We start from the raw sequence: 18,248 nt of genomic DNA, 5'->3' as shown, positions 1-18,248 counted from the left end.
GTAAAGGCGATTACTTGGCCAGGGGCTTCGTGAGGTCGTAAAGGGTGGCCTGACCTGCGGAAACCTTGGTGAAGTTGGCTTTCACCCAGGTGGCGATGGAGCTGCTGGTGCCGCCTCCGGGGCCGCCGGTGACGAGGCGGAGGCCTTCGCCCTCGGGGCCTGCTGCTCGGCCGTCGCCGCTGTCGCCGTCGATGAAGTAGTGGATCTTGCCTGCCTTCACGTACTCCTTGAACCGGGCCAGGGTCGGCGACGGATCGCTGCCGTTGAACCCGCCGATGGCCATCACGGGCTTCTCGGTGGCGAGTTGGTAGCTTGCCGCGTTCTGGGAGCCGGTGGCGGCGGCTGCCCAGGTGTACTTGTCGGCGTCGGCGGCGATGCGGGCCTTGGCGGTGGCGTCGACGCGCCGGCCGTCGAGGAGGCCGTTCATGGGGGGTTTGGCGGTGCCGTTGGGGGTGCCCTTGGGGGTGCCCTTTGCGTTGCCGTCCGTTCCCGGGCCGCCGATCCAGAGGCGGGGGCGTGGGCCGCGTTCCATGCGCAGGCCGTCCGGGCCGCCGAGGCCGCCCCGGGTGGACGGGCCCGCCGTCACGATCGAGCCCGTGTGGGCGGAGCCGACCGTCTGGGCCGCGTACGCCGCCGGGCCCGCGAGCCCGGTGGCGAGGCCCAGTGCGGCCGCGCCCACGGCCACGTACCGCACGAGCCGTCCACCGGTAAGCCGGTCCGGCAGCAGGCCGGTCGCGAGCAGCCCGAGCGCGGCGAGCGCGCCGGTCACGAGCAACGCCCAGCGCAGCCACGGAAGATGGTCGGGGGTGCGGCCCAGCAGTACGAACGCCCAGTACGCGGTGATCCCGACCGTCCCCGCCAGGGTCACGGCGGCGGCCGGGGTGCGGCGCTCCTCCCACAGGACGCTCGCGCCCATGCCGACGAGGGCGGCAACGTACGGGGCGAGGGCCACCGTGTAGTACTCGTGGAAGATCCCCGCCATGAAGCTGAAGACCGCGGCGGTCGCCAGCAGCGCCCCGCCCCAGGCCAGGAACGCGGCCCGCGCGGTGTCCGTGCGGCGGGCCCGCCAGGTCACCACGAGCCCGGCGGCCAGCAGGATCAGTGCGGCGGGCAGCAGCCAGGAGATCTGGCCGCCGACGCTCGTACCGAACATGCGGAAGACACCGGACTCGCCCCACATGCCGCCACCGGGCCCGCCCGGGCCACCGCCGCCGACGCTGCCGGCCTCGTTGCCGTTGATGCGGCCGAGGCCGTTGTAGCCGAAGGTCAGCTCCAGGAAGGAGTTGGTCTGGGAGCCGCCGATGTACGGGCGTGAAGCGGCCGGCCAGAGCTCGACGAGGGCCACCCACCATCCGGCGGACACGATCACCGCCAGCCCGGACAAGGCGAGTTGGGCAAAGCGGCGGGCCGGGCGGGTGGGCGCGCAGACCGCGTACAGCACGGCCAGCGGCGGCAGGATCAGGAACGCCTGGAGGGTCTTGGTCAGGAACGCGAACCCGACCGCGACCCCCGCCCACACCAGCCACTTCGTCCGCCCGTCCTCCAGCGCGCGCAGCACGAGGTGGACGGTGACGGTCATCAGGAGGGTGAGCAGCGCGTCCGGGTTGTTGAAGCGGAACATCAGCGCGGCGACGGGCGTGAGCGCCAGCACCGTACCGGCGATGATTCCGGCGGCGTACGAGAAGCGACGGCGGACGGCCGCGTACAGGACGGCGACCGTACCGACGCCCATCAGCACCTCGGGGACGAGGATCTGCCAGGAGCCGAGCCCGAAGAGCCGCACGGAGAGAGCCATCGGCCAGAGGGCGGCCGGGGGCTTGTCGACGGTGATGGAGTTCGCGGCGTCGGAGGACCCGAAGAAGAACGCCTTCCAGCTCTCGCTGCCGGCCTGGACGGCGGCGGAGTAGAAGGAGTTGGCGTAGCCGGATGAGGAGAGGTTCCAGAGGTAGAGGGCGGCGGTGGCGAGGAGCAGGAGGAGGAGCCCCAGGGGCACCTTGGCAGAGCTGGACCTGCCGAACTGTGCGATCTTCACGGCGAGTTGAGTTCCTCTCGGTCCTGCGGTCGGTCCTGTTGCGGGGTCTGTGGTGGGTCCTGCGGGACCCTGTGGGGCCTGCTCTTCTCCGGGAAGACCCAGGCGCGCAGCAGCAGGAAGCGCAGGACGGTGGCGGCGAGGTTGGCGACGACGAGGACGGCCAGCTCGCTGTGGTGCGAGACGCCCCCGCCCTCGGCTCCGCCGACCGTGCCGAGGGCGGCCAGGGAGCCGCTGGTCAGGGCGAGTCCGATGCCGAAGACGACCAGCCCCTGGGCCTGCTGGCGGACGGCCCTGCGGCGGCCCCGTACGCGGAAGGTGAAGCGGCGGTTGGCCGCGGTGTTGGCGACGGCGGACAGCAAGAGGGCTGTGGCGTTGGCCAGTTGAGGGCCGGAGACGTTACGCGCGAGGGAGTACAGCGCGAGGTAGAGCAGCGTACTGAGGACGCCGACGCAGCAGAATCCGATCAACTGGCGGGCCAGCCCGCGCGGTACGGCGTTGGTGCCGCCGATCTCGCGGTCCCTGGGGTCGTCGCCGAAGGGCCGGGCCAGCCGGTCCAGCGGGAGCACGCCGACCGCGAGCGCCCGCCCCACCCGCCACACCCCTTTCAGGTCCTCGACGGCGGTACGGAAGATCCGCACGCTGGAGCGGGGGTCGTCGACCCAGTCGACCGGCACCTCGTGGATACGCAGCCCGGCCCGCTCGGCGAGCACCAGCATCTCGGTGTCGAAGAACCACCCGGTGTCCTCGACCATCGGCAGCAGCCGCCGCGCCACGTCAGCCCGGATGGCCTTGAACCCGCACTGGGCGTCGCTGAAACGGGCGGCCAGGGACGACCGCAGGATGAGGTTGTACGTCCGGGACACGAACTCGCGGCGCGGCCCGCGCACCACCCGGGAACCGCCCGCGAGGCGGGTGCCGATGGCGAGGTCGGAGTGCCCGGAGACGAGGGGGGCGACGAGGGGGAGCAGCGCGTTGAGGTCCGTGGACAGATCCACGTCCAGGTACGCGAGCACGGGCGAGTCCGAACCCTCCCAGACGGCCCGCAGTGCCCTCCCCCGCCCCTTCTCCCCCATCCGCACCGACCGCACGGCGGGCAACTCGGCGGCGAGCGCGGCGGCGACGGCGGGCGTGCGGTCGGTGCTGGCGTTGTCGGCGACGGTGATGCGGAAGGTGTACGGGAAGTCCCGCACCAGATGCGCGTGCAACCGCCGCACACAAGGGCCGAGGTCGTCCTGCTCGTTGAACACGGGGACGACGAGATCGAGGAGGGGCGCACCGTGGGGCACGACGGTGGTGGGACGCCGGAAGGGAAGCGGATCGTCCCGCAAAGCGTCCCCGGACACCGCCCGGAGGGAACTTTCGGAGGTTGGCCTCATGCGAACGACGGTGCCGAAGGAGGCTGTTGGAGGGGTGTGGTGAGGCTGTGGGCGAGCTGTGAGGTGGGGTGCCCTGTCCGCCGACGGACCGGCCGCTAGCTTCCCGCTCCCGGCAAGCGCACCGTGAACGTCGTGCGGCCCGGGGTGCTTTCCACTCCTACCGTTCCGTCGTGTGCCGTCACCACCGCCCGGACGATCGCCAGGCCCAGGCCGGTCGACGCGACCGCCGTTCCCGGCGGGGCCTTGGTCAGGACGGTCGAGCCCGTTTCCCGGGTCGCCCCACCGACGCGTGTCCGTGCCACGTCCCCTCGGGCGAAGCGTTCGAAGACCCGCCCCACCAGCTCCGGCGGGATCCCCGGCCCGTCGTCGCGGACCTCGACCACGGCGTCACCGGTACCGTCACCGGCACCGCTCCCGGCCGCCTCGTCGATCCGTACGCTCGCCGTCACCCGTGTGCCCGGTGGCGTGTGCGTACGGGCGTTGCCCAGCAGGTTGACCAGGACCTGTTGGAGCCGTGCCGGGTCGCCCCGTACGACCACGGGTGCAGCGGGGAGCTCCAGCCGCCACACGTGGTCCTGTCCCGCCGCCCGTGCGTCGCTCACCGCGTCCAGTACCAGCGGCAGCAGATCAGTGCTCTCCCACGAGAGCAGCGCTCCACCGGCCGGGGCCGCGCCCGCGTCCAGCCTCGCCAGCAGCAACAGGTCCTCCACCAGGCCCGTCATCCGCGTCGCCTCGGACTCGATCCGCCCCAGCGCATGCCGCGTGTCGGGCCCGGTGGCCGCCGCCTCCTCGCCCCGCCGGGTGAGCTCGGCGTACCCCCGTATCGACGCCAGCGGCGTCCGCAGCTCATGGCTGGCGTCCGCGACGAAGCGCCGTACCTGCATCTCGCTCTCCTGCCGGGCGGCCAGCGCGGAACCCACGTGTCCCAGCATCCGGTTCAGCGCCGCACCCACCTGTCCCACCTCGCTGCGCGCACCCGCCTGCGCCTGCGGTACGCGCTCGTGGAGCGCCACCTCGCCCCGGTCCAGCGGCAGTTCGGACACCCGCGTCGCGGTCGCCGCGATCCGCCGCAACGGCCGCAGCGCCGCCCCCACCAGGGCGTGCCCGGCGAGCCCGGCGGCCACCAGGGCCGCGAGCGTCACGCAGACGACGACCACGACGAGGGTGTGGACGGTGTCCTGGACGTCCGTGAGCGGGAAGCCGAGAACGACCGGGCCGCCGGTGCCGGTGCCAGCGCCGGTGCCGGTTCCGGTTCCCGTTCCGGTGACGTTGCCCGAACCACCGCCCGGCCCCGGCCCCGGCAGCGGACCCGGAAAGTCCCCCGGCCCGACCGTCCCCAGCCTGGTGTCCCCGTTCCCCGCCTGGACCCGGTACTCGCCCAGCCCCGGCACCGTCACCGTGTGCGGCTCGCCGTCCTTGGCGACCGACTCCAGCGCCTTCACCTGCGCCGGATCCAGCGCTTTCAGGTGCGCCCTGAAACGCTGCCCCGTCCCGTCGCCGTCGTCCGTCACGTTCACGCTGGTCACACCGGAGCCGTCACGTACGCCCACGGCATCGATCGGATTCCCCGGCGCGGCCACGAAGTCCAGCCCCCGCCCGTGGGCCCGGGCCACCCCCTCGCTCAGCCGCACGTCCACCTGCCGTTCCAGGTACGACTGCAACGCGACGGAGCTCACGGCACCCACCACCACCGTCACCACGGCAACGAGCGCCACACAGCACACCACCAGCCGCGCCCGCAACGACAGCTTCCGCACCTCACCCACCAGGCTTGATCAAATACCCTGCCCCGCGCCGCGTGTGGATCATCGGCGTACGCCCCGCGTCGATCTTCTTCCGCAGGTACGAGATGTACAGCTCGACCACATTGGCCTGGCCGCCGAAGTCGTAGTTCCACACCCGGTCGAGGATCTGCGCCTTGCTGAGCACCCGCTTCGGGTTGCGCATCAGGAAGCGCAGCAGCTCGAACTCGGTCGCCGTCAGCCGCACCTCCGTCTCGCCCCGCCACACCTCGTGGCTGTCCTCGTCGAGCCGCAGGTCCCCCACGACCAGCTCCGACGCGGCCCGCGCGAGCACACCGGCACCACCGCCCGCACCACCACCCGCACTGGCCCCGCCGCCCCCACTGCGCCGGATCAGCCCGCGCAGCCGCGCCACGACCTCCTCCAGGCTGAACGGCTTGGTCACGTAGTCGTCGCCGCCCGCCGTCAGCCCGGCGATCCGGTCCTCGACCGCGTCCTTCGCCGTCAGGAACAGCACCGGCACCTCGGGCAGGTCCTCGCGCACCCGCCGCAGTACCGCAAGCCCGTCCATGTCCGGAAGCATCACGTCCAGTACGACGGCGTCCGGCCGGAACTCCCGCGCCGCCCGCACCGCCGCCGCGCCGTCACTCGCGCTCCGCGTCTGCCAGCCCTCGTACCGCAGGGCCATGCACAGCAGCTCGGCGAGCGGCGCCTCGTCGTCCACCACCAGGACGCGTACGGTGCCACCGTCGCCGGCCCCGCCCGCAGCCGCGCCCGCCCCCGTGCCGCCGCCCGCCCGGGGAGTGCTCTGCGCCGTACGCACCGGCTGGGCGATCGGCCGGGGCATCGGCCGGTCCGTCCCCTGGGGCATCGTCTGGGCAATCTCTGTCGTCCGCATGCGGCCAGCCTCGCGGGGACCCGTGAGAGCTCTCTTTCCCATTCCTGTGAATCGCCTGAGAAGACGGGCCCTCAATCGGCCGTGGCGCGGAATAGCCACAGCCACCCGCTCGTTGCTCTCCACATGACTTCCGACGCCACTCCCGCCCCGACCCTCTCCGCCACGTACGGCCGCCTCGGGATCTGGAGCAGCGCCCTCCGCGCCACCACCCCCGAGCAGCATCTCGAACTCACCGACGCGGTAACCGAGTTGGAGGACCTGGGATACGGAACACTGTGGTCCGGCGGCAGTCCCTCCCTGGACGACGTCGCTCCGCTCCTCCAGGCCACCCGCCGCATCACGGTCGCGACGGGCATCCTCAGCCTCTGGGAACACACGGCCGAGTCGGTCGCCGCGCAGTACGCCCGCTTCGAGGAGCAGTACCCGGGCCGCTTCGTGCTCGGCCTCGGAGTGAGCCACGGCGCACGCACTCCGCAGTACGCCCGCCCGTACTCGGCGATGGTCGCCTACCTGGACGCCCTCGACGCAGCCCCGGTCCCGCTCCCGGCCGGCCGCCGGGTGCTGGCGGCGCTAGGCCCGAAGATGCTGAAGCTGTCCGCGAGCCGGGCCGCGGGCGCACACCCGTACCTGGTGACCCCCGAGCACACGGCCCAGGCGCGCGAGGCGCTCGGCCCGGACGCCTTCCTCGCCCCCGAGCTCACGGTCGTACTGAACCCGGACCTGGAGCAGGCCCGTACCACCGCCCGCGACATGCTGACCATGTACCTCCAGCTCCCCAACTACACCGACAACCTCCTGCGCCTCGGCTTCACCGAGACCGACTTCGCGGACGGCGGCAGCAACCGCCTGCTGGACGCGCTCTTCGCACTCGGCGACATCGACCGCGTACGGACGAAGGCGGAGGAGTTCTACGAGGCGGGCGCCGACCACCTCGCCCTCCAGGCGCTGCCCCCGGGCGGCCGGGCGGCGGCACTGCCCCGGGACGAGTGGCGCCTGCTGGCCAAGGCGCTGCTGTGAGCTAGGCGCGGGCAGGGGGAGGTGCGCCTCCCCCCCTGCGCCCCGCCCCGCCCGCTCACAGCCCGAAGAGCTCCACCCCGTTCCCGTAACAGACCGCCCGCAGCCAGTCCTCCCCCAGCCCCAGCCTCTCCAGCGACTCCAGCTGGTGCAGATAGCCGTACGGGATGTTGGGGAAGTCGCTCCCCAGCAGCACCCGCCCGCCCAGGTCCCCCAGCCGCCCCAACTCCCCCACCGGGAAGGGCGACATCGCCTCACTGAAGTCCGTGAAGGCCATCGTCGTGTCGAGCCGGACCTCCGGGTACCGCTCCGCCAGATCCAGGAAGTCGGCGTACTCCGGCATCCCCATGTGCGCCACCACCAGCCGCAGCCGGGGATGCCGCGCCAGCAGCTCGCCCATCGGCCCCGGCCCGGTGAACTTCCCCGGCACCGGCCCCGAACCGCAGTGCGTCACCACCGGAATCCCGGCCTCCGCGAGCAGCCCCCAAGCCCCGTCCAGCTCACGGGCGTTGGGGTCGTACGCCCCCACCTGGAGGTGCGCCTTGAAGACCCGCGCACCCCCTTCGACGGCTTCGCGCACGTACGCCTCCACCCCCGGCTCCGGATAGAGGGTCGCCGTACGCAGACACCCCTCGGCCCGCCGGGCGAATTCCTCGCCCCACCCGTTGAGCCACTCGGCCATGCCCGCCTTGTGCGGATAGATCATCGAGGTGAACCCCAGCACCCCGAACTCCCGCAGGAGCGCGATCCGCCGCTCCTCCTCGAGCCGGTAGGTGATCGGCCACTCGACCCCGGTCATGGGCCCCACGGCGTCGAAGTAGTCCCACACCTTCGTGAGCACCCGCTCCGGCATGAAGTGCGTGTGCACATCCACCAGACCGGGGATCCCGAGCCTCCCCCACCAGGCCCGCACCCCGGCAGCCTCGTCGGCCCCACCCGCGCCGGCGCCCGCACCAGCACCCGCACCCGTCCTCGAACCCATTCCCGTACCAGTCCCCATATCCATGCGCGCACGCTACGTGCAGCCGCCACACACCGGAATCCCCCTCAGAACAGCCCCTCCTGCTCCACCTCCGCCACCCCTGGCCCCACCGCCCGGACCGGCACACTCACCGCGTCCGCCACATCCGCCACGTCCACCCCCGCCAACTCCCACCCCACCAGCAACCGCGTATCCACGACGAGCAACCGCCCGTCCCGCCCGCCGCCCGTCTCCAGATACAGATCCGGCCCGGCAGCCGCCACCAGCGTCCCGGCGACCACCCCGTCCCCGACCAGCTCGACGACGCTGTCCACAGCCCCGGGAGCGGAGGACGCGCGACCGGCCGGACCCCTCTCCAGGGCGTGGAGCCCGAAGGCTCCCGCGTGGTCCACCACCCCCCACTCCACCCGCTCCAAGGTCTCGGGCCACCCCGCGAGCCCGACCGCCGCCCGCCACAGCGCCTCCACCTCGGCAGCCCGTTCCGCCGCCCCCGGCAGCGCACCCCGCACGACCCGCTTCTTCTCGTACGAGATCCGGTCCGGCACCCCCAGGGCTGCCCGCAGCACCTCCTCGGTGCGCCGCGCCGCCATCAGCGGCCCCCGCCCCAGCCAGGCGTAGGTCACCGCGCCCTGCTCCAACAGCCGTACGCCGCCCCGCTCTTCGGCCGTGATCCCGACCTTGACCATCCCGGTCCCGAACCACGCCAGGTACACCCGGTACGTACGCGGATCGTCGGGCACCCCGTCCGCCGCCACGGACCCCACCCGGTCGAGCCGCGCACACTCCCCGCACCGCGCCCGCGCGGTGTGCCCCGGCACGGCGGCCCCGTACGGACACGGACAGTCCCGCGCCCCCACGCACCGCCGCACCCCCACGGCCCGGAACGCGACCCCCTGCCCGTACGCCAGCGGACTGACCCGCCCCCCGACCCACCGAAGCCCCGGCGACCCGCCGCCCCAGCCCAACCCCGCACTGCGCCATTCCATGGCAGCCAGTCTTCCGTACACTCACGGAGCGTCTCCAGTACGCCTCCTGCGCCGGTAGTACGCGACCGCCACCACCGCGAGCAGCGGACCCCAGAGGAGCAGCGGCGCGTAGGCGAAGGTCATGAGCCACCACTTGCCCCCGTCCGGGGCCTCCGGTGCGCCCATGTTCTCGGCGTTCCCCCACTCCATCGCCCCCAGAACGGTGACCAAGGTGACCGCGGCCGCCCCCAGCAGCGCCGGCACCGTCGCCAGCAGCACCGGTATCCGCCGTCCCCCCAGCCCCGGCACCCACGCGGGAAGCACCTCGCCCCACCGGTACACCAGCCCCAGCGTGAGCAGCCCGAGCAACTCCGCGAGCAGGCTCAGCCCGATCAGATAGAAGGAAGCCACCCCCGGGAAGTTCTCCGGTCCGAGCAGCCCGTCGAACCCCGAGTCCCAACCGAAGGCGATGGCGATCCGCCACAGCCCGGTCGGCAGCACCGCAAGCGCCGCAGCGTGCGCCGCCCACCGGATGCCCCGCGAAACCTCAGGGCTCCGGGGCGTCCCGGGAACGTCGGCCCGCCCGCCGACTCCGTACCGCTCCCCGTCCACCATCACGTCAGCCACGACGCCCCTCCGCTCCACCGTTCGCCGCTTTCGCCGCCTTCGGCGTCTTCCGCAGCTCCGCGTGCACGACCTTGAACCCACCCGTCCGTACGGTCGTGAACGGCGCGGGCGCCATGCAGGTCCCCACCTTCCCGAGGGTCACCTCGCCCTTCTCGTCCAGCACTTCGGGAGCGACGTTCACCGCGCCCCACGAGAACCCGAGCCGGTCCTTCTCGCCCTTGGCCCTGTCGCCCTGCTGCACGCTGAACCCGAGGCGCTGCCCGGCCTTGAAGGCGGCTCCGGACTTGGTGATGACGGCGGTGAGCGTCGCCGTCCTGCCACTGGTCACGAGGCAGTCCACCCGTGCCTCGGCCTTCATGGGCTCGGGCATCCCCGCCGCACCGTGACTGAACTTCACGATGCCCGTGGCGTCGGTCGCCATCCCGGTGGGAATGCCGGGCACCGGCCGCGAGAAGGGCTTCGACTCGGCGTGCACGGTGAAGCGGATGTCGTCGTCAAGCGATTCGACGTAATCGATCCGCCCCGCCCCGTGCACACTCGCAGCCACCGACGCTACAGAACCCGAACCCGCCCCGCCCCCGGCCTCCACGGCACGCGGGTTCGCGGCACCGGTGTTCGCGGCACCCGGGCTCGCAGCACCGGGACTCACAGCACCGGGATTCACGGCACGGGGATTCACGGCACCGGGACTCGCAGCACCGGGACTCGCAGCACCGGGGTTCACGGCACCGGCCTTCACGGCCCCGGGCTCGTCGGGGCCGATCGCCCCGTGCCCCGCCCCCATCAACGCGGTGAGCATCACGGCAGCCGCCCCAGACGCACCCATCACAGCAACACGCACGACGAACTCCTCTGTCAGAAGGGCCACTCAGGGCCTCAACACCGGAGCCGCTCGCAGCCTCTCCCAGCCGCTCACCGCTCCTTCAGGAACGGCTCCAGCCTCGCCCGCCACCCCCACCCCCGCCCATCCGCCGATCGGCAGAACCGCTGCCCCCACTCACCGCCCGGCCTCTGCCGATCGGCATACTCCGCCGCCCCGCACCCCGCCCGTACGCTGCCCCCATGCCACCACCAACCACCCCGCCCACCAGCGCACTTGCCCTACTGGAGACCCTCGCCCCCATAACCCAGCCCCTCACCACCCTGACCTGCGCCACCCTCCTCGCCTGGTCCCTACTCCCAAGCCGCACCCCCAGGAACACCCGCACCACTCCCCCCACCAACCCCAGCGACTCACGGACGAACCCACCGACCAACTCACCGCCCAACGAACCCACTTACACCCCCACCCACCCCCGCCACTTCCCCCACCTCACCCGCCTCGCCCTCCCCACCACCCTCTGCGCCGCCCTCTCCCTCCTCACCACCTTCACCGGCCCGCCCACCACCACGGCCTCGCACTGGAAGGTCGCCGAAGCCGCTCTGCTCTCGCTGCTCATTGCTGCCCTGACCCGCTGGTCACCCCTCCGCGAACTCCGCTTCGCGCTCCCCCTGACCGCCGCCGCCATCTCCCTCTGGCCGGTCCGCTTCGCCGCCGGCCGATCCGTACTGGAGGACGCGGGAATCGCCACCTTCTGGCTGCTCCCCGCCCTCGCCGCGGCAGCCGTCGGCACCTACCTGCGCCAGGCCGAAGCCCGCCGCCGGAAGGCCGTCACCGAGGCGCGCCGCACCCAGCGGCTGCAACTCTCCCGGGACCTCCACGACTTCGTCGCGCACGACATCAGCGGCATAGTCGTCCAGGCCCAAGCGGCCCGTTTCGTGGCCGCCACGGACCCCACCCAGGCGGTCCTGGCCCTGGAACGCATCGAAAAGGCCGGCCTGAACGCCCTGGCCGCCATGGACCGCACCATCCAGATGCTGCACGGCCCGGAACAGGCCGCCACCACCGCACTCCCGGGCCTGGACCAACTCCCCACCCTGATAGCCGACTTCACCTCAGCAGGCACCACCAAGGCCCACCTCGAAGCTCCAACCACCCACCCTGCCCTCTCCCGCGAGTCCGGCGCGGCGGTCTACCGGATCACGGCCGAGGCCCTCACCAACATCCGCCGCCACGCCCCGACCGCCCCACAAGCCACCGTCACCCTCACGGAAACCCCCACCACCGTGGAACTCCGCATCACCAACCCCACACCCCCCACCCGTACAAAAAGAACCGAACGAACCGAGAGGACCGACCGAACCGAACGAACCGGCGGCCTGGGCATCCCCTCCCTCACCGAACACGCCGAAGCCCTCGGCGGCACCCTCACCGCAGGCCCGCACCCCACCGGCGGCTGGCAGCTCACCGCCGTACTCCCGAAGGACCACACCCGATGAATGGCCCGATGACAGGTCCCACCCGCATCCTCATCGCCGACGACCAGGCGGACATCCGCACCGGCTTCCGCCTGATCCTCGACTCCCAGCCGGACATGACGGTGGTCGCCGAGGCCGCCGACGGCACCACCGCAGTCGACCTGGCCCGCTCGCTCCGCCCCGACCTGGTCCTGGCGGACATCCGCATGCCGGGCCTGGACGGTCTGGAAGTCACCCGCCGCCTGACCGGCCCGGACGTCCCCGACCCCATCCCGGTCCTGGTCGTCACGACCTTCGACCACGACGACTACGTCCGTACGGCGCTCCGCGACGGCGCCTGCGGATTCCTGCTGAAACGCTCGGGCCCGACGCTCCTGATCGAGGGCGTACGCGCCGCCATGTCCGGCGACGTCCTGATCAGCCCCCAAATCACCGTCCGCCTGCTCCAGTCCCTCACCCCAACACCCCCACCAAAAGCCACTCCCCACCCCACTCGCCCCACCCGCCCCTCCCCCCTCTCCCCCCGAGAGGAGGAGATAGCCCTCCTGGTGGCCGACGGCCTCACCAACGCCGAAATTGGCGCCCGCCTCTTCATCTCGGCCGGCACGGCCAAGACCCACATCGCCAACATCCAGTCCAAGCTCAAGGCCCGGAACCGGGTGGGAATCGCCGCCTGGACCTGGCAGTCCGGCCTCCCCACCCCCCGAAACGAGTAACCGGCGCCCAAGCCCCTCAACAACTCACCAACAACTCAGCACCCACTCAGCCAGAAAATGAGTACGAGCCCCCTCATGGGTACGGACGAGCCCGGCAATGCTCGTACCCATGAGCCCAGAACCGCGGAAGCCCCTCCACCCACTCCTGTCGACCCTCGCCCTGGCCCTGATCGCGCTGGGGGCCTGGGCCGCCTGGCTCGGCTGGGACCAGCACCGCGACGTACACCCCGACGGCTCGACGACCGGTCCGTACGAGGCCTGGCAGGTGATCGGCCTGGTCCTGACCCTGCTTGCCCCGCTCTACTGGGCCGCCTCCCGCCGCCACCTGGTGGCCGCCGTACTGGGCATCCCCCTCGGTCTCACCATCGCCGCGTACGTCGACTGGTCCGACGACGCCAGCGGCCTCTTCATGATCGGCACCCTGCTGACCCTCCTCGGCAGCCTGGCCGCCACGGGAATCACCACCGCGGTCATCACCGCGGCAACCAAGAACCGCCCCCACACCCGAACCGGCCCCTGACGCCCCTGCCCCGCCCCCGCCCTTCGCAGGGCGGGCACAACGCAAGAGGCCCCGGACGCAATGTCCGGGGCCTCTCACCTATGTGCACTCGGCAGGATTCGAACCTGCAACCTTCTGATCCGTAGTCAGATGCTCTATCCGTTAAGCTACGAGTGCTTGTCGCTGTGCTTCCGGGCCGTTTTCCGCCCCGTCGGCGTTGCAAGAAGAACATTACATGACCTGCGCCGTCATGCGAAATCCATTGCGCGCACCCTGCCTGAGCTGGGAAAACACCCAGACGAGTGACGCCGGGGTCCGGGAACGGCGGAAGCCCCGGTCCTGGTGGACCGGGGCTTCCTGGTGCTGGCGGAGGCGGAGGGATTTGAACCCTCGATGGGCTTTAAGACCCAAACCGCATTAGCAGTGCGGCGCCATAGACCGGACTAGGCGACGCCTCCAGCACGACCCCAACCGCCATCGCCTGCGCGATCGCGAGTAGGTGCGTTGCAGATGATGACACAGCATTGCGCGGTGTCACCAATCGCCCCCCACGGTACTAGGCGACGGGGCCACAGAGCAAAGCACTTCACGCCCGCGCTCCGCACCAACGGGCACAGGTGTGCGGGAGTACGCGGGAAGGAGGGGGAGTGGCCGGGCAGGACACGGGTATGCGCCGGAGGTACGTGCCCGTCGCACCCGTTCTTCGTACGCGTCCGGGATCTCCCGCAAGATCCACTTCGGGTGGTTCCGGTCCTCAGGCTCATCCGCCGTCACGCCCGTATCCCCAACCTTTAGACTCCTTGCAGTGACAACGCGCGGCCCGCGGGGAAAAATTGGGGGCGCCGGCGGGTCACCGACTGGGCAAGTTGCAGTAATCAGGGAGGAACCGTCGTCGTGAGCAGCAGGCCATCCCGAGGCGCTGCTCGCCTCGCAGCGATACTCGACGCTCTCCCTGACGGGCTGCTGCTCGTCAATTGCAACGGGACCGTCGTCAACGCCAACACCATCGCCCTGGAGACGTTCGAGACCCCGGGCACCGCCCTGGTGGGGCGTGGACTGCTCGACCTGTTGCCGGAGTTCGACTCCAAGCTGATCCCCGGCTCGATGCGCCGTCCGGCCAACGCCGACCCGCAGGGACGCACCAAGCCGACCCGGATGATCGCGCGGCGGACCGACGGGACCGAGTTCCCCGTCGAGGTGACTAGCGCGAACCTGGAGGACGGGCGGGACGCGTTCAGCGTCGACCGGCCGGCCGGGGCCACCTCGCTGACCGGGGACGAGCTGCTGATGCTCGTCGTACGGGACCTTTCGGGCACCGTCGACACCGAGGCCGAGCTGGCCCGTTCGCAGCGGCAGACCGAGATGATCCTGCGGGCCGCTTCCGAGGGTGTGGTGGGCACGGACACCGACGGGCGCATCGTGCTCGCCAACCCGGCCGCCGCGCAGATCCTCGGCTTCCGGGCCAGCGACCTGGGCGGCAAGTCGCTGCACGAGCTGGCCGTGCACTCGCGGGCCGACGGGACGCCGTTCCCGTACGAGGAGTCGCCGCTCGCCGACACCCTGAAGTCCGGGCGCAAGCACCGGGTGCGCGGACAGGTGCTGTGGGCCAAGAGCGGCAAGGCGGTGCCGGTCGACATGACGACCGCGCCCGTGCGCGACGGGGAGCAACTGGTCGGCGCGGTGATGACCTTCACCGACCGCCGCCCGTACGACGAGCTGGTCACCCAGCACGCCGAGGAACTGGCCGCGATCACCGCCCGGCACACCGAGGAACTGGCCACCACCCGCGAGCGGTACGACGCCGAGGTCGCGATGGGCCGGGAGCGGTACGAGGAACTGGCCGCCCAGCACGCGCAGTTGAGTGCCGTGCTCGGCGGCTCGCTGCGCGGTCCGCTCCAGGAGCTGCGCGGTGAGCTGGGCACGCTGGCCGCCGACCCGGCGGGCCAGCTGTGGCCCGAGGCCAACCAGGTGCTGCACCACCTGTCCGCCGGATACGCCCGGATGACGACGCTGGTCGACAACGTGCTGGGCTACCAGCGGCTGGCGGCCGGCATCGAGCCGTTGGTCAAGGCGAACGTGCTGGTGGACGGGGTCGTCGCGGCGGCCGTGGAGGGTGCGGTCGAGCTGATCGGGCCGGGGCGCGCCCAGTTCGCCGTACACGCGCCGCCGATCGAGGCCGAGGTGGACGGGGTACGGCTGGCGACCGCGCTGGCGCACCTGGTGGCCGATGTGGCCGGGGTGGACTCGACGGGCAAGGCACCGGCGGCTTCGGCCGGTGGGGGTTACGTCGACTCGACGATCGTGGTGGCGGCGGCGCAGCGCGGCGAGGTGGTGCGCTTCGAGGTGCGCGGCCCGTACGCGGGCGGCGACCCGGTGCACGAGCCGATCGTGCGGGGCATCGTGCGGGCGCACGGCGGTGTGCTCCAGACGCACGAGGTGCCCGGGATGAGCGGCAGCGCGTACGTGCTGGAGGTGCCGTTGGGCGCGGGCTCGGGAGCGGTCGAGGCTCCGGCTCCCGATGCCGCCCGGGCTCCGGAGGAGGCTGCGGCGTCGGCTTCGGCGGCCGAGGAGGCTCCGGGGGTGCCCCCGCAGCAGGGCGGCGGGCGGCGGGGCCGACGGTCCTCCACCGACGCGTTCCTGGACGGGGGTGCGGAGGAAGGCGCGAGTGCTGGTGGGGCTGGGGCCGGTGCTGGGGCTGGATCCGGCGATGAGGGTACGGCGGCCGGGGTCGCGCCCAGCGGGCGGCGGCGGGCCCGGCGCGGTCCGGTGGACGAGCAGCAGGAACTGATTCCGGCGCAGGGCACGGGCGAGGGAGCCGGTGGCGCGGGTGGCGGAACGGGCCGTCGGCGCGGGCGGCCGAGCCCTGCCGAGGAGCCGGGGACCGGCGGCGGGACCGGTGGCGGCGACAGTGCCGGCGAGGGTGGGCATGCCCTGGCGCTGCCCGCTCCGGCACGGTCCGCCGAGAGTTCCGGCAAGCAGTCCGGCGAGCGGTCCGGCGGTCCGGCCGAGGGGGCCGTGGTGACGGCCGGTGAGGGTGCGGCCGGGCGGGCGGCGCTCGGTGACACCGTTCCCCCGCAGGGAGTGCCGCAGGAGGCCCCGGTCTCCCAGGAAGTGCCGCAGAGCGTTCCGCCCCAGGGGCTCTCGGGTCCGGCGGCAGAGCAGGCACAAGCGCAGGCTCAGACGCCGACGGGCCGCCGTGCCCGCCGTGCGGGAAGCCCCATGCCGGCGCTGCCGCCCGCGGGTGGCGGCTCCTCGGCACCGGACGGCTCCGGCGGTTCCGGCGCGCCCGTGGATGCCGGGGCGGCGGCCGATACCGACACCTCCGGCCAGGGGCAGGTCCTCGCTTCCGCGGGGGCAGTGGTCGCTGGGGCGGCTGGAGCCGCGCAGCAGCGTGGCCAGGGGCAGAGCCAGGCCCAAGCCCAGTCGCAGGCCCAGTCGCAGGCCCAGGGCACTTCCGGCGGCAGGCGGGCGCGGCGGGCGTTGGCCACCGCTCCGGCGGCCGAGGCCGAGAACGCGCGCAGTCCGTTCGCGCTGCCTCCCGCCGAGGCGGACCGCGCCCCCGGCCACGTAGCGGAAGCAGCCGCTGAGCAGCAGGCACCGGTCACTGCGGCGAACGGCGGCTGGCCCACGCCCCACGCCCAGGTGGCAAACCCGGCCCAGCCCCAGGCCCAGGCGCAGCCGCAGCCCTTGCCGCTGCCGCAGGCTTCGCCGCACACGCAGTCCCAGCCCCTGCCGCCCACGGAGTCGACGCACTCGACCCAGGGGCGTGCCTTCAGCGTGCGTACGCTCGGGCAGGGCATGCCGTTCGCGCAGCAGATCGCCCAGCAGCAGAACCAGACGCTGGGTTCCGGGCGGCGCCGGAAGCTGGCGACGCCGTCCGAGGACGAGCGTCCGGCGGCTGCGGCGCTCGCGCCCCCGGCCGAGCAGCCCGCCCGCCCGCACCCGCAGCCGAACGCCCAGCCCCACCCCCACGGCAGCCCTCAGCAGGGCCCGATCGGCGAACCGCAGCCGGGTACGCAGGGCGGTTCCCCGCAGCCGGGCGCTCCGGGCGCTCCGAGCGGTCCCGCCGGTGTGCAGCTGCCGCACCAGCAGCTCATCTCGACGCCGTCCGAGGGGCGTGCGTACGCGATAGACGCACCCGACGAGGGCAGCGAGGGTCCCGAGCCGCTGGACGGCCCGAACGGCGCCGTGGAGGTCGCCAACCGGCCCGTGCCGCAGCCCGTTGACGACGAGCTGCCCCCGGAGCCGCTGGACAACCCGCGCAGGCTGCTGGTGTGGCCCGCGCCGGACGTCTCCACGGAGCAGGCGCTCAGCGAGCGCGGCTACCGGCCGGTGATCGTGCACTCCCGCGAGGAGGTCGACGCGCAGATCGCCGCCTTCCCGGCAGCGCTGTTCGTCGACCCGCTGACCGGACCGATCACCCGTACCGCGCTCCAGTCGCTGCGGCAGGCGGCCGTGGCCGCCGAGGTCCCGGTGCTGGTCACGGCCGGACTGGGGCAGGCGACCCGGGAGGCCGCGTACGGCGCCGATCCGGCCGTGCTCCTCAAGGCACTCGCCCCGCGCGACAGCGAGCAGCACCCGCCGAGGGTGCTGCTGATCGAGGAGCACGAGGAAATCGCACTCGCCCTCAACGCCACGCTGGAGCGGCGCGGCATGCAGGTCATGCGCGCCGCCGACGACAACGAGGCGGTGGCCCTCGCCACCCAGATGCGCCCGAATCTGGTGGTCATGGATCTGATGCTGGTACGTCGCCGGAGGGCGGGCATCGTCGACTGGCTGCGGGCGAACGGCCAGTTGAACCGGACCCCGCTGGTCGTCTACACCTCCGCCGGACTCGACCAGGCCCAGCTGCCCAAGCTGTCCTCGGGCGAGACGGTCCTCTTCCTCGCGGAGCGCTCGACGAGCACGGAGGTGCAGGGGCGGATCGTGGATCTGCTGGCGAAGATCGGCACCAACTGACGTACGGGTTGCGGTGTTTCACGTGAAACACGCAAGGGGCCGGGGGGGTGGTTTGCGTTGAAGAACCCACCTGCCCCCTTCGTCGGGTGCTCCTTAGCCCGTGGGGCTCCCAGCCCCCCTTCCCATGGATCTTTTTGACG

Annotated in this window: 13 protein-coding genes and 2 tRNA genes; 5 read left to right on the top strand and 10 right to left on the bottom strand. The window is 72.5% G+C overall.

Features of this window, described 5'->3' with window-relative positions; genetic code table 11:
* Nucleotides 1-10: 10 nt before the first annotated feature.
* From ACZ5PB_RS34280 to ACZ5PB_RS34265, 4 genes are all read right to left on the bottom strand, one after another.
* Nucleotides 11-2,134 (bottom strand): ArnT family glycosyltransferase, encoded by a 2,124-nt coding sequence (locus ACZ5PB_RS34280; protein ID WP_468696859.1) that lies wholly within the window; start codon nt 2,132-2,134, stop codon nt 11-13.
* Complete coding sequence (locus tag ACZ5PB_RS34275; RefSeq protein ID WP_468696683.1) at nt 2,029-3,408, bottom strand: bifunctional glycosyltransferase family 2/GtrA family protein; 1,380 nt, start codon at nt 3,406-3,408, stop codon at nt 2,029-2,031. The genes ACZ5PB_RS34280 and ACZ5PB_RS34275 overlap by 106 nt, the downstream gene beginning before the upstream one ends.
* 95 nt (nt 3,409-3,503) lie before the next feature.
* Nucleotides 3,504-5,174, bottom strand: coding sequence for a sensor histidine kinase (locus tag ACZ5PB_RS34270; RefSeq protein ID WP_468696681.1), 1,671 nt, complete (start codon nt 5,172-5,174; stop codon nt 3,504-3,506).
* On the bottom strand, nt 5,167-6,048 hold the full coding sequence (locus ACZ5PB_RS34265) for a response regulator transcription factor (protein WP_468696679.1): 882 nt from the start codon (nt 6,046-6,048) through the stop codon (nt 5,167-5,169). Before ACZ5PB_RS34265 ends, ACZ5PB_RS34270 begins: the two co-directional genes overlap by 8 nt.
* 123 nt (nt 6,049-6,171) lie before the next feature.
* On the opposite strand from ACZ5PB_RS34265, the gene ACZ5PB_RS34260 reads away from it, so the two are divergent.
* Complete coding sequence (locus ACZ5PB_RS34260) at nt 6,172-7,065, top strand: LLM class F420-dependent oxidoreductase (RefSeq protein ID WP_468696677.1); 894 nt, start codon at nt 6,172-6,174, stop codon at nt 7,063-7,065.
* Nucleotides 7,066-7,120: 55 nt separating this feature from the next.
* Here the strand turns inward: ACZ5PB_RS34260 and ACZ5PB_RS34255 are convergent, their stop codons facing one another.
* The 4 genes from ACZ5PB_RS34255 to ACZ5PB_RS34240 form a co-directional block, all read right to left on the bottom strand.
* Nucleotides 7,121-8,044: an amidohydrolase family protein gene (locus ACZ5PB_RS34255; RefSeq protein WP_468696857.1), complete on the bottom strand. Its 924-nt coding sequence runs from the start codon at nt 8,042-8,044 to the stop codon at nt 7,121-7,123.
* Nucleotides 8,045-8,109: 65 nt separating this feature from the next.
* Nucleotides 8,110-9,030 (bottom strand): DUF2797 domain-containing protein, encoded by a 921-nt coding sequence (locus ACZ5PB_RS34250; protein WP_468696675.1) that lies wholly within the window; start codon nt 9,028-9,030, stop codon nt 8,110-8,112.
* A gap of 21 nt (nt 9,031-9,051) precedes the next feature.
* Complete coding sequence (locus ACZ5PB_RS34245) at nt 9,052-9,636, bottom strand: hypothetical protein (RefSeq protein WP_468696674.1); 585 nt, start codon at nt 9,634-9,636, stop codon at nt 9,052-9,054.
* Nucleotides 9,629-10,183 carry a hypothetical protein gene (locus tag ACZ5PB_RS34240; protein ID WP_468696672.1) on the bottom strand — a complete coding sequence of 185 codons (555 nt, stop codon included), beginning with the start codon at nt 10,181-10,183 and terminating at the stop codon, nt 9,629-9,631. Before ACZ5PB_RS34240 ends, ACZ5PB_RS34245 begins: the two co-directional genes overlap by 8 nt.
* 515 nt (nt 10,184-10,698) lie before the next feature.
* On the opposite strand from ACZ5PB_RS34240, the gene ACZ5PB_RS34235 reads away from it, so the two are divergent.
* The 3 genes from ACZ5PB_RS34235 to ACZ5PB_RS34225 all read left to right on the top strand — a co-directional run bounded on the left by ACZ5PB_RS34235 (nt 10,699) and on the right by ACZ5PB_RS34225 (nt 13,170).
* A complete protein-coding gene (locus ACZ5PB_RS34235; RefSeq protein ID WP_468696670.1) occupies nt 10,699-11,955 on the top strand; it encodes a sensor histidine kinase in 1,257 nt (418 codons plus the stop codon).
* Between the two features lie 8 nt (nt 11,956-11,963).
* On the top strand, nt 11,964-12,650 hold the full coding sequence (locus ACZ5PB_RS34230) for a response regulator (RefSeq protein ID WP_468696669.1): 687 nt from the start codon (nt 11,964-11,966) through the stop codon (nt 12,648-12,650).
* A gap of 109 nt (nt 12,651-12,759) precedes the next feature.
* Nucleotides 12,760-13,170: a hypothetical protein gene (locus ACZ5PB_RS34225; protein WP_468696667.1), complete on the top strand. Its 411-nt coding sequence runs from the start codon at nt 12,760-12,762 to the stop codon at nt 13,168-13,170.
* Between the two features lie 83 nt (nt 13,171-13,253).
* Here the strand turns inward: ACZ5PB_RS34225 and ACZ5PB_RS34220 are convergent.
* Together ACZ5PB_RS34220 and ACZ5PB_RS34215 are read right to left on the bottom strand one after the other, a co-directional pair.
* Nucleotides 13,254-13,326, bottom strand: a tRNA-Arg gene (locus ACZ5PB_RS34220).
* A 187-nt stretch (nt 13,327-13,513) separates the two neighbouring features.
* Nucleotides 13,514-13,607: transfer RNA gene (locus ACZ5PB_RS34215), tRNA-Ser, on the bottom strand.
* Between the two features lie 436 nt (nt 13,608-14,043).
* Between ACZ5PB_RS34215 and ACZ5PB_RS34210 the strand changes: the two genes are divergently transcribed.
* Nucleotides 14,044-18,108: a PAS domain-containing protein gene (locus tag ACZ5PB_RS34210; protein WP_468696665.1), complete on the top strand. Its 4,065-nt coding sequence runs from the start codon at nt 14,044-14,046 to the stop codon at nt 18,106-18,108.
* The last annotated feature ends 140 nt before the right edge of the window (nt 18,109-18,248 follow it).

Source organism: Streptomyces sp. NPDC032721 (assembly GCF_055579625.1).
This window is presented reverse-complemented; position numbering and strand designations above follow the sequence as displayed.